Genomic DNA, 12,469 nt, shown 5'->3' with positions numbered 1-12,469 from the left:
TGCCGCTGCGCGCACCAACCCCCCGCACCGAAGCCGGCCCTGTCCAGCACGCGCGCCGCAGCGCAGCGGCGCCCAATCGCAGGAGAATCGGATGAGGACGAGAGTGAGATCCGGCCGTCGGGCACTGCTGGCCGGCATCCTCCTGGCGCTCGTGCTGCCGCTGCTGTCGACGACCGTGAGCAGGGCCGCCGAGGGCAGGTCGCTGAGCGTGAACCTGGCCTCGGCCCGCGGGCCGTCGACCGGAGTGGGGGAGGGGTTCCTCTACGGCATCAGCCAGGACGGCACCCAGCCCGTCGACCAGTTCCTCCAGCCGCTGGGCATCAACGCCTTCCGCGGCGGCGGATGGTTCTCCGGCGGCTGGATCAGGGACGGCTACCAGTACGGCTCGGCCACCCGGGCCGACCTCGACTCGATCACCGCTCAGGCGAAACGCCTGACCCGGCCGCCCTACCACGCGCAGTACCAGGTCCTCGTCAGCGACATCTACGGCGCGAACGGCGGCCAGCCGTCCAACACCAGGTACCCGTGCGACAACGGCGACTGCTCCGACTGGCTCCGCTTCATCGACTCCACGGTGGGCGCACTCCAGGCCACGGGGCTCACCTTCTCCTACGACATCTGGAACGAGCCCGACATCTCCGCCTTCTGGACCCGCGGTGTCAACAGCGCCCAGTACTTCCAGATGTGGGACACGGCCTACCGCGAGATCCGGCGGATCGCCCCCGGGGCGCAGATCGTCGGGCCGTCCTTCGCGTTCACCCCGGAACGCAACCCCGGACAGTGGCGGACCTGGCTAGCACACGTGAAGGCGGCCGGAACCGTACCCGACATGATCGCCAACCACAACGAGGGCGACGTCGACGACCCGGTCACCGTCGCGCGCGCCCTGAACGCAGCCCTGACCACGGCAGGCATCGGCCAACTGCCCCTGTCCTCCAACGAGTACCAGCCCGCCGACCGGCAGACCACCGGGGTGACGGCCTGGTACCTCGCCCGGTTCGCGCAGTCCGGCTACACCAACGCGATGCGCGGCAACTGGGTCTGCTGCGTCACCCCCAACCTGACCGGCGTCCTCACCCAGAGCGGCGGCAGCTGGCAGCCCACCGGCAACTGGTGGGCGCTGCGGGAGTACGCCGACATGACCGGCACCCTCGTCGACACCTCCGGCCAGGTCGGCTCGACGGCGATCTCGGCCGCCGTGGACTCCTCCGCCGGGCGGGCGGTCGCGGTCGTCGGGGACTCCAACGGGTACACAGGTGCCGCGTCCGTGACCTTCACCGGGCTGTCGTCCCTGCCCTGGCCGGCGAACGACGGCAACGTCCATGTCACCGTGCACCGCATACCGGACCAGGCGCCCCTCGCGGCTCCCCTGACCGTGTACGACCAGAACGTGAGCACCGCCGGCGGTTCGATCACCGTGCCGTTCACGTTCCAGGGCGCCCACGACGCGTTCACCGTCTATCTGACCCCCGCCTCCTCCGGCGGTACGGGCTTCCCGGCCGGATACCACCAACTCGTCGCCGCCCACGACAACTTGTGCCTGGACGTGTACGGCAACTCGGGCAGCGCGGGCGCCGCGATCGACCAGTGGACCTGCAACGGGCAGAGCAACCAGCAGTTCCAGTTCGTGCCGGCCTCGGGCGGCTACGGCGAACTGCGCGCCCAGAGCTCCGGCCAGGACGTCGCGGTCGCGGGCAGCTCCATGACCGCCGGCACCCCGAACATCGTCCAACAGCCTCCCGGCACAGCGGCCAACGGACTCTGGCTGGCCGTGCGGCAGTCGGACGGGTCCTACGCGTTCCAGAACAAGAACAGTGGCCTGTGCCTGGACGTCTACGGCGCCGGCAACACCACCGGTCAGCAACTGGACCAGTGGCCGTGCAAGAACGCCCCCGGCACCAACCAGGACTTCTTCGTCCGCTGAACCGTCCTGAACCGTCCTGAACCGTCCTCAACCGTCCTGGACCGTCCGTCGACCGCACCGGCCGTGGACACCCCCCACCTTCGAAAGGATCCCACCGTGTCAGCAATCGCACGGCTGTTACGGCGCCTGCGTGTCCCGACGGCCGTCGTCGCGGGCCTCCTCCTGACCGCCGGCGGCGTCGTCGGCACGGCCGCCGCGCCCGCCCAGGCCGCCACCTCCATCACCCTCAACGGCACCTCCGGCGGCCGTGTCTTCGACGGTGTCGGCGCCATCAGCGGCGGGGGCGGCAACAGCAGACTCCTGATCGACTACCCAGAGCCCCAGCGCGGCCAGATCCTCGACTACCTGTTCAAGCCCGGCTACGGCGCCTCCCTCCAGATCCTCAAGGCGGAGATCGGCGGCGACACCAACTCCACCTCGGGCGCCGAGCCGAGCCACCAGCACACCCGGTCCGACCTCAACTGCGACCGGGGCTACGAGTGGTGGCTGATGGAGCAGGCCAAGGCGCGCAACCCGAACCTCAAGCTGTACGGGCTCGCCTGGGGCGCCCCCGGCTGGATCGGCGGCGGCAACTTCTGGTCCACCGACATGGTCAACTACGACCTCGCGTGGCTGGGTTGCGCCAAGAAGCACGGGCTGAGCATCGACTACCTCGGCGGCTGGAACGAGCGCGGCTACAACGTCTCCTGGTACCAGCAGCTACGCAGCGCGCTCAACAGCAACGGCTACGGCAGCGTCAAGATCGTCGCCGCCGACTCGGACTGGGGCGTGGCCAACGACATCAACTCCAACGCGTCGTTCGCCTCCGCCGTGAGCGCCATCGGCACGCACTACCCCTGCGGCTACCGGTCGGCCCAGTCCGACTGCTCGGTGCCCGCGGCGGCCCTGTCGTCCGGCAAGCCCCTGTGGGCGAGCGAGAACGGCTCGGACGACTACAACGGGGGAGCGCAGGCCGTGGCCCGCGGCATCAACCGCGGGTACATCGACGGACGGATGACCGCCTACCTCAACTGGCCGGTCGTCGCCGCCCTCACCCCCAACCTGCCGTACCCCACGATGGGTCTCGCCCTGGCCGCGCAGCCGTGGTCCGGCGCCTACTCGATCGGCAAGAACGCCTGGGTGATGGCGCACACCAGCCAGTTCACCGCCCCGGGGTGGCGGTACCTCGACTCCTCCAGCGGCTACATCGGCGGCAACCGCGCCAACGGAAGCTACGTGTCGCTCAAGTCCCCCAACAACTCCGACTGGTCCACGGTCGTCGAGACGATGGACGCCGGCGGCGACCAGACGCTGAACTTCAGCGTCACCGGGGGGCTGTCCACCGGAACCGTGCACGTCTGGTCCACCGACGTCAGGTCCGGCAACACGGCCGACCACTTCGTGCACGCCACCGACATCACCCCGTCCGGCGGCACCTTCAGCCTGACCGCGCGGCCCGGCCACCTCTACACCCTGACCACCACGACCGGGCAGGGCAAGGGCACCGCCACCGGCCCGGCCAAGGCCTCACTGAAGCTGCCGTACAGCGACTCCTTCGACGGCAACGCCACCGGCACCGAGGCGAAGTACCTCATGGACTGGCAGGGCGCCTTCGAGGCGGTGGGCTGCGGCGGCGGCCGCGCCGGGATGTGCGTGCGCCAGATGAGCCCGCAGAAGCCGATCACCTGGGACTCGCTGACGGATCCGCACGCGTTGCTCGGAGAGACGGGCTGGGGCAACTACACGGTCTCGTCGGACGTGCTGCTCGAACAGCCCGGCTACGTCGAACTGATCGGCCGTGCGGGCGCGCACGACTACGACCGCGGCGGCGGGCAGAACGCCTACCGCCTGCGGGTGAGCGACACCGGAGCCTGGTCGATCCTCAACTCGAACACCAACAACACCGTCGCCACCCTGGCCCGCGGCACGACCGCCGCGCTGGGCACCAACCGCTGGCACACCCTGGGCCTCACCTTCTCCGGCGCCACGATCACCGCGGTCGTCGACGGTGCCACGGTCGGTTCCGCGAGCGACGGCACCTGGGCGACCGGCCAGATCGGCTACGGGACCAGCCAGGGCGAGACGGCTCAGTTCGACAACCTGTCCATCACCCCCGGCAGCGGCGGAAACGACGGCGGCACCACCGGCGCGATCGTGGGGACCGCCTCCGGCCGGTGCGTGGACGTGCCGAACCAGTCGCACACGGCCGGCACCCAGGTGGCGCTGTGGGACTGCAACGGCGGCAGCAACCAGCAGTGGACGAACACCTCGGCCGGTGAGCTGCGGGTCTACGGCAGCGCCTGCCTGGACGCGGCCGGACAGGGCACCACCCCCGGCACCAAGGTGACCATCTGGGACTGCAACGGCGGCGCCAACCAGAAGTGGACGTTCCGCACCGACGGCACCCTCACCGGCGTCCAGTCCGGTCTCTGCCTGGACGCCACCGGCGCCGGAACGGCCAACGGCACCCCGCTCCAGCTGTCGACCTGCAACGGCGGCAGCAGCCAGAAGTGGACGCGCGACTGACCCCGTGACCGGCGGGCGGACTCCCGAGCCCGCCCGATCCTTCCGAAAGGCCCCACATGACTTCCTCCCCCCTGCCGCTCAGCCGGCGCCGGCTGCTGGCGGCGGCCGGTGCCGCGACAGCCGTCGGCCTGCTGCGGTTCGCACCAGATGCCGCCGCGACCGAGGGCCCGCAGAGCTACACCCCGAGCTGGTCCTCCGTGGACCAGCACCCTCCGGCTCCCGGCTGGTTCCAGGACGCCAAGTTCGGCATCTACTACCACTGGGGCGCCTTCAGCGTCCCGGCGTTCGGCAACGAGTGGTACCCGCGCAACATGTACATCGGCGGCTCGGCCGAGAACAACCACCACAAGGCCACCTACGGCGACCCCTCGGCCTGGCCCTACAACAACTTCATCGACGGCGCCCGCGACAAGGCGGGCAACTTTGTTCAGTTCGCCCCCAAACTGGCCTCCCAGGGCGGCAACTTCGACCCCGACGCCTGGGCGCGGCTGTTCAAGGCCGCGGGCGCCCGGTTCGCAGGACCGGTCGCCGAACACCACGACGGCTTCTCCATGTGGAACAGCCGCTCCAACCCGTGGAACTCGGTCCAGCACGGCCCAAAACTGGACCTGGTGGGACTGCACGCCCAGGCCATCCGCGGGCAGGGGCTGAAGTTCATGACCTCCCTGCACCACGCCTACCACTTCAACGGCTACTACGACCATGTGCCGTCCCAGTCGGACCCGACGCTGCGCATCCTCTACGGCCAGCAGGGCTCGGCGGCGGAGAACAAGCTCTGGTACGACAAGCTGGTCGAGGTCGTCGACGGCTACCAACCGGACCTGCTGTGGCAGGACTTCGCCCTGAACCAGGTGCAGGAGTCCTACCGGCTCCAGTTCCTCGCGCACTACTACAACCAGGCGGTCGCGTGGAACAAGGACGTGGCCGCGACCTACAAGGACGGCTTCAACAACAAGGGTGAGGTCTTCGACTTCGAGCGCGGCGGCCCCGCCGGGCTGCTCACCCCCTACTGGCTGACCGACGACAGCATCTCCTCCTCCAGTTGGTGCTACACGGTCGGCATCGGCTACTACTCGACGCAGGCCCTGCTCCACTCGCTGATCGACCGGGTCAGCAAGGGCGGGAGCATGCTGCTGAACATCGCCCCGATGGCCGACGGCACCATCCCTTCCGGACAGCAGTCCATCCTGCTCGCCATGGGGGACTGGCTGGGCCGCTTCGGAGAGGCGGTCTATTCCACCCGCTCCTGGGCCAGTTACGGCGAAGGCCCCACCAAGATGGGTGGGGGTTCCTTCAGCGGACCGGTCGCGGGCAAACCGCAGGACGTCCGGTTCACCCGCAGCAAGGACAACAAGGTGCTCTACGCCACCGCCCTCGGCTGGCAGGGCGGCACCCTGACCATCGCGACGCTGAACTCCAACCAGATCAACCTCAGCAGCCTGACGCGCGCCCAACTCCTCAACAACACCGCCGGCACCTACATCGACCTGCCCGCACCCACCCAGGACGCCTCCGGCCTGCACCTCACCATGCCCTCGTCCAACGCGCCGTTCAGCGCGCTGGCGTACACGGTCAAGCTCACCTTCTCCGGTGAGATCCCCGTCCTGGGCGCGCCGGGCGGCTCCACGACCTGGGTCAGGATCGCCAACGTGACCAGCGGACTGGTGCTCGACAGCGGGGGCAACGTGGCCTCCGGCTCCAACCTCAAGCAGTGGAACTACGACGGCAGCACCAACCTCCAGTGGCAGTTGATCGACCTCGGCAACGGCTACTACCGGATCATGAACCGCACCAACGGCATGGCCGCCGACAGCTGGGGCAACACCGCCAACGGCGCTCCCGCCCGCCAGGAGGCATGGAACGGCGGCAACAACCAGCAGTGGTCACTCACCGGCCTCGGCAACAACCGCTACCAGATCGTCAACCGCGGCACCGGCACCGCCCTCGACGGCAGCGGCAGCACCACGGCCGGTTCGACGACGGTGCTGTGGACGCCGAACTCCAGCACCAACAACGCATGGACCATCACCGCGGTCTGAATCCATGACAGAGGAAGGTGTGTATGAAACGCAAACCGCTCTTGATGTCCCTCGTGGCCGCGCTGCTTCTCGTCCTGACCACTGCGGGCACCTCGTTCAGCAGCGGTCTCAGGGCACCCGCGGCGGCCAGCACCGGCTGCGGCAAGCCCCCGGCGCTCGCCAGCGGTAACCACACGATCCAGAGCGGCGGCCAGAACCGCAGCTACATCCTGCGGGTCCCCGCCGGCTACGACAGCAACCGCCCCTACCGGCTGATCTTCGGCTTCCACTGGCGGGGCGGCACCGCGAACGACGTCGACTCGGGTGGAACGGACGGGTACAACTGGTCCTACTACGGCCTGCGGCGCCTGGCGGACAACGCGAACAACGGCACGATCTTCGTCGCCCCCCAGGGCAACGGCAACGGCTGGGCCAATCCCGGCGGCCAGGACGTGGCCTTCGTCGACGCCATGGTCAACCAGATCGAAGCGGGCCTGTGCGTCGACACCACCCAGTTGTTCGCCGGCGGCTTCAGCTACGGCGGCGGGATGTCGTACGCCCTCGCCTGCTCCCGGGCCACGGTCTTCCGCGCGGTCGCGGTCTACTCCGGAGCCAACCTCAGCGGGTGCAACGGCGGCAACCAGCCCATCGCGTACATGGGACTGCACGGCCTCAGGGACAACGTGCTGCCCATCCAGTCGGGACGAGACCTGCGTGACACCTTCGTCCGGACGAACGGCTGCACCCCGCAGAACCCGCCCGAGCCGGCCTACGGAAGCCTGACGCACATCATCACCACCTACTCCGGATGCAGGTCCGGATACCCCGTCGTCTGGGCCGCGTTCGACGGAGCGGGCCACGACCCCGGCCCCGTCGACGGCTCCACCGGCGACGGCTGGCGCACCTGGACGTCGGCGGCGGTGTGGCAGTTCTTCACCCAGTTCGGCTCGGGCACGACGCCGCCGCCGGACCCGCAGCCGTCCGGCAACCAGAAGATCGTCGGCCAGCAGTCCGGACGCTGCCTCGACATCAACAACTTCACCACCACCAACGGCACACAGGCCCAACTGTGGGACTGCAACGGCGGCACCAACCAGCGGTGGACCTACAGCACCGGAAAGCAGCTGGTGATCTACGGCAACAAGTGCCTCGGCGTGGGCCAGGGGGCGGGCAACGGCACACCGGCCGCGATCTGGGACTGCAACGGCCAGCCGGACCAGCAGTGGAACGTCAACCCCGACGGCACGATCACCGCGGCGCAGTCGGGCCTCTGCCTGGACGCCAACGGCCAGGGCACGGCCAACGGCACGAAGATCCAGCTCTGGAGCTGCTCGGGCGGCACGAACCAGCGCTGGCGCCTCGAGAGCTGAACCGCCACCCCTCCCTCTCGACGATCACGGGAAAGAGGTCCACCTGTGAGACGCGCTCTGCACGCGGCCCTGGCGATGGTGTTACTGCCCCTGGCCGCAGTCCTGACGCTCCTCGCGCCCCAACCGGCGGCCGCGGCGAGCCTGACCCGCGTCACCGGCTTCGGGAACAACCCCACCAGTCTCAACATGTACCTGTACGTGCCCGACCGCCTGGCGTCCCGGCCCGCCCTGCTGGTCCTGGTCCACTACTGCGGGGGCTCGGCCGGGGGGATCTTCGGCGGCAACGGACACGACTACGTCACCGCCGCCGACCGGTACGGCTACATCATCGTCCTGCCGGAGGCCACCCGCAGCGGACACTGCTTCGACGTCTCCTCACCGGCGGCGCTCAAGCGGGGCGGCGGCAGCGACTCCACCGGCATCATGTCGATGGTCGCCTACACCCGGCAGCGGTACAACGTCGATCCGGCCCGCGTCGTCGTCAGCGGATTCTCCTCGGGCGCCATGATGACGAACGTGCTGGCCGCCGAGTACCCCGACGTGTTCAGCGCCGCTTCCGCGTTCTCCGGGGTGCCGGCGGGCTGCTTCGCCACCAGCGACGGTTCCCAGTGGAACGGTCAGTGCTCCGGCGGCAACGTCAGCAAGACGGCCCAGCAGTGGGGTGACCTGGCCCGCTCCATGTATCCGGGCTACAACGGCCGTTATCCGCGCATGCAGTTGTGGCACGGCACCACCGACACGACCCTCGCCTACCGCAACTTCGGCGAGGAGATCAAGCAGTGGACGAACCTCCAGGGCCTGAGCCAGACCCCGTCCGCGACCGACGGTCCGCGGCCGGCCTGGACCCGTACCCGCTACGGCGGCACGGGCCCGCAGGCCCCGGTGGAAGGCATCAGCATCGCGGGCGCGGGCCACACCCTGCCCCAGTCCGGCATGCTCGCCTACGCCCTCACCTTCCTCGGCCTCGACCACTGAGAAAGGACGCCCGACCGCGGATCCCTCCGCGGTCGGGCGGTGGTGGACGTGCGGCACCGCTGCGAGGGTGTCTTCCAAGCGGAGCCCTACGTCGTGGCTCTAGAAGAAACCCAGCTTCTTCGGCGAGTACGACACCAGGAGGTTCTTCGTCTGCTGGTAGTGCTCCAGCATCATCTTGTGCGTCTCCCGCCCGATCCCCGACTGCTTGTACCCGCCGAACGCGGCGTGCGCCGGGTACGCGTGGTAGCAGTTCGTCCAGACGCGGCCCGCCTGGATCGCGCGGCCCGCGCGGTACGCCGTGTTGATGTCCCGGGTCCACACGCCCGCCCCGAGCCCGTACAGTGTGTCGTTGGCGATCTTCAGGGCGTCGTCGAAGTCGGCGAAGGACGTCACCGAGACGACCGGGCCGAAGATCTCCTCCTGGAAGATCCGCATGCGGTTGTCGCCCTCGAAGATCGTCGGCTGGACGTAGTAACCGCCCTTCAACTCGCCGTCGTACTCGATCCGTTCGCCGCCGGTGAGCACACGCGCCCCCTCCTGGCGGCCGACGTCCAGGTAGGAGAGGATCTTCTCCAGCTGGTCGTTGGAGGCCTGGGCGCCGATCATCGTGTCGGTGTCGAGGGGATGGCCCGGCTTGATGAGTTCGGTGCGGGCCACGGCCGCCTGGAGGAAGTCGGCGTAGTTGCCGCTCTGGATCAACGCCCGGGACGGACACGTGCAGACCTCGCCCTGGTTGAGGGCGAACATCGTGAACCCCTCAAGTGCCTTGTCCCGGAAGTCGTCGTCCCGCGCCCAGACGTCGTCGAAGAAGATGTTCGGCGACTTGCCGCCGAGTTCCAGGGTGACCGGCTTGATGTTCTCGGAGGCGTACTGCATGATCAGCCGCCCCGTCGTGGTCTCGCCGGTGAACGCCACCTTCGCCACCCGCGGGCTCGACGCGAGCGGCTTGCCCGCCTCCACGCCGAAGCCGTTGACGATGTTCACCACGCCCGGCGGCAGCAGGTCCGCGATCAGGCTCATCCAGTAGTGGATCGAGGCCGGGGTCTGCTCGGCGGGCTTGATGACGACCGCGTTGCCCGCCGCGAGGGCCGGAGCCAGCTTCCATGTCGCCATCAGGATCGGGAAGTTCCACGGGATGATCTGCGCGACGACGCCGAGCGGCTCGTGGAAGTGGTACGCCACCGTGTCGTCGTCGACCTCGCCGAGCGACCCCTCCTGGGCCCGGATCGCCCCAGCGAAGTAGCGGAAGTGGTCGATGGCCAGCGGGATGTCGGCCGCCAGGGTCTCCCGGACCGGCTTGCCGTTCTCCCAGCTCTCCGCGACGGCGAGCTTCTCCAGGTTCGCCTCCATCCGGTCGGCGATCTTGAGGAGGATGTCGGAGCGTTCGGTCACCGAGGTCCGGCCCCAGCCCGGCGCGGCGGCGTGCGCGGCGTCCAGCGCCCGCTCCACGTCCTCGGCGGTACCCCGCGCGACCTCGGTGAACGGCTGCCCGTTCACCGGAGACGGGTTCTCGAAGTACTGCCCGCGCGCCGGCGGCACGTACTCGCCACCGATGAAGTGGTCGTAGCGCGCCTGGTAGGAGACGATCGCGCCCTCGGTGCCGGGTGCCGCGTAACGGGTCATGCTGGCCAGCCTCCTTCAGCAGCGCCGCCCGCCGTTGGGCGGCTCTGCGCGTGAGGCTAGAAGCGCGGACGTTGCAACCACGTTGCCGTCGGCGCGGCCAGCTCCGACTCCAGCGCGGCCAGCCGGGACCGCACGCTCGCCGTGGGCCGTACGGCCGCCAGCGCCCGCCACACGTCGAGGTCGTCCTCGCCCCACGGCGCGTGCGCCCAGTCCGCCAGCAGGTCGGGATCCCGGCGGGCGATCAACGCCGTGCGCAGCCCGTCGGCGATCAGACGCCTGAGCCGTGCCACTGCCGGGGCCCGCGAGGCGGGCAGCAGCGGACCGGTGTACCCCCGCGCCGCCCCCGTGACCGCCCCGCTCTCCAACCGCCGCTCCACGACGGCCACGTCCGACTCGACCGGCACGGTCAGGCGGTACGGCCGCGACGCCAGCAGCCCCGGACCCAGCACCCGCCGCAGCCTGGCCAGTTCGGCCCGCAGCGTCACCGGCGTCACCGACTCGTCCTCGTACAGCGCGCACAGCAGCTCGTCCCCGCTCAGGCCCTCCGGGTGCCGGGACAGCAGTACCAGGATCTCGCTGTGCCGCCGGCTCAGCCTGATCCTGCGTCCGGCGCTCGCGAACACCGCTTCGTCCCGGCCCAGCGCGCTCAGTTCGGGGGTGTCGGCGGCCGTCTCGGGCGGGAGCAGCAGCGCCAGCTGCGACTCGGCGGCCCGCGCGACCGCCTGGACGAAGCCCAGACTGTGCGGATGGGCCAGCCCGTCCCCGCCGGTGATGTCCACGGCTCCCAGCACCCGCCCGGTCCGCGGATCGTGCACCGGCGCCGCCGCGCACGTCCACGGCTGCACCCGGCGGATGAAGTGCTCGGCCGCGAACACCTGCACGGGCCGGTCCACCGCCACCGCGGTGCCCGGCGCGTTCGTCCCGACCGCGGTCTCCGACCACCGCGCCCCCGGCACGAAGTTCATCCGGTCGGCCTTCCGCCGGGTCGTCGCGTGCCCCTCGACCCACAGCAGCCTGCCGTGCTCGTCGCACACCGCGAGCAGATGCTCCCCGTCGGAGGCGAAGGTCCCCATCAGCTCACGGAACAACGGCATGACCCGCGCCAGCGGATGCTCCGCCCGGTACGCGCCGAGGTCGCCGTCGCTGAGTTCGACGCTCGCCGTCCCGTCGGGCCCCACCCCCGCCCGCGCGGAACGCCGCCACGAATCCGCCACCACCGGGCGCACCGGCCGCTGCACCGTACCCGCCTCGGTGAACGTCTCGTGCGCCCGCAGCAGCATCCGGACCCGCTCGGCGGGGTCGGCACCCGCCTCCAGGGCCACCCATGGATCGGACAACTCGGCCTCCCCGGAACACGATGCGGCTGGGAACATCGTCACTCCGGGTGCCCGACCCGACAACCTCTTCGACCGGCGCCACCCGAACGAGACCGGATCACATGGCTTCCACCATCCTCATGTAGCGCGTCCAGTCCCAGGACGGCCCCGGGTCGGTGTGATCCGAACCCGGCACCTCGTAGTGCCCGATGATGTGCGCGCGGTCCCGGGGAATGCCGTACTTGTCGCAGATCCCCGCCGTGAGCTTCGCGGACTCCTCGTACAGGGCGTCGGTGAAGTAGGCCGGCTTGTCCACCCACCCCTCGTGCTCGATGCCGATGCTGCGCGTGTTGTAGTCCCAGTTCCCCGCATGCCAGGCGACGTCCGCCTCCCGCACGCACTGCGCGACGTGCCCGTCGGCCGAGCGCACGACGTAGTGGGCGGAGACCTGCTTCGCCGGGTTGCGGAAGATGTCCAGGGCCTCGGTGTACGTGGTCTGCGTGACGTGGACGACCACCAGGTTCACCCGGTAGGACCACGGACGGTCCGACTCCGTGAAGTTGGAGGACGTGGCGGGCTGCCACTCGGCGAGGGGGTAGTCGCCGCTCTGCGGAGCCGCCCCCGCCCGTGTCTCGGGAAGCAGTGTGTACGGTACGGCGGCCAGCAAGGCCCCCTTCAGCAGCCGCCGTCGGTCGAACAGCGGCCTGGCGCGTTCCAAGGATCGGTGCCTCTCAGGTC

The 12,469-nt window shown here is 69.9% G+C and carries 8 protein-coding genes; 5 read left to right on the top strand and 3 right to left on the bottom strand.

From position 1 onward, the window contains the following. Positions 1-91: 91 nt before the first annotated feature. From AQJ54_RS24450 to AQJ54_RS24430, 5 genes are all read left to right on the top strand, one after another. Entirely contained in the window at positions 92-1,924 is a 1,833-nt protein-coding gene (locus tag AQJ54_RS24450) for an RICIN domain-containing protein (protein ID WP_062240959.1), read from the top strand. Between the two features lie 96 nt (positions 1,925-2,020). Next, complete coding sequence (locus AQJ54_RS24445) at positions 2,021-4,429, top strand: ricin-type beta-trefoil lectin domain protein (RefSeq protein ID WP_062240958.1); 2,409 nt, start codon at positions 2,021-2,023, stop codon at positions 4,427-4,429. 56 nt (positions 4,430-4,485) lie between these two features. After that, positions 4,486-6,468, top strand: a complete 1,983-nt coding sequence (locus AQJ54_RS24440; protein WP_062240957.1) for an alpha-L-fucosidase — start codon at positions 4,486-4,488, stop codon at positions 6,466-6,468. Between the two features lie 44 nt (positions 6,469-6,512). Continuing rightward, a complete protein-coding gene (locus AQJ54_RS24435) occupies positions 6,513-7,817 on the top strand; it encodes an RICIN domain-containing protein (protein ID WP_062241334.1) in 1,305 nt (434 codons plus the stop codon). 45 nt (positions 7,818-7,862) lie between these two features. Next, positions 7,863-8,792 carry an extracellular catalytic domain type 1 short-chain-length polyhydroxyalkanoate depolymerase gene (locus tag AQJ54_RS24430; protein WP_062240956.1) on the top strand — a complete coding sequence of 310 codons (930 nt, stop codon included), beginning with the start codon at positions 7,863-7,865 and terminating at the stop codon, positions 8,790-8,792. A gap of 99 nt (positions 8,793-8,891) precedes the next feature. Here the strand turns inward: AQJ54_RS24430 and adh are convergent, their stop codons facing one another. From adh to AQJ54_RS24415, 3 genes are all read right to left on the bottom strand, one after another. Beyond that, the gene (gene adh, locus AQJ54_RS24425; protein ID WP_062240955.1) at positions 8,892-10,415 is read right to left on the bottom strand and encodes an aldehyde dehydrogenase; all 1,524 of its coding nucleotides are present in this window, start codon (positions 10,413-10,415) and stop codon (positions 8,892-8,894) included. A 56-nt stretch (positions 10,416-10,471) separates the two neighbouring features. Further along, on the bottom strand, positions 10,472-11,788 hold the full coding sequence (locus AQJ54_RS24420; RefSeq protein ID WP_211278583.1) for a GAF domain-containing protein: 1,317 nt from the start codon (positions 11,786-11,788) through the stop codon (positions 10,472-10,474). 61 nt (positions 11,789-11,849) lie between these two features. Continuing rightward, entirely contained in the window at positions 11,850-12,449 is a 600-nt protein-coding gene (locus AQJ54_RS24415) for an N-acetylmuramoyl-L-alanine amidase (protein WP_062240953.1), read from the bottom strand. Positions 12,450-12,469 lie beyond the last annotated feature (20 nt).

Source organism: Streptomyces griseorubiginosus, assembly GCF_001514195.1.
In the GTDB taxonomy this organism is placed as follows: Bacteria; Actinomycetota; Actinomycetes; order Streptomycetales; family Streptomycetaceae; genus Streptomyces; species Streptomyces griseorubiginosus.
This window is presented reverse-complemented; position numbering and strand designations above follow the sequence as displayed.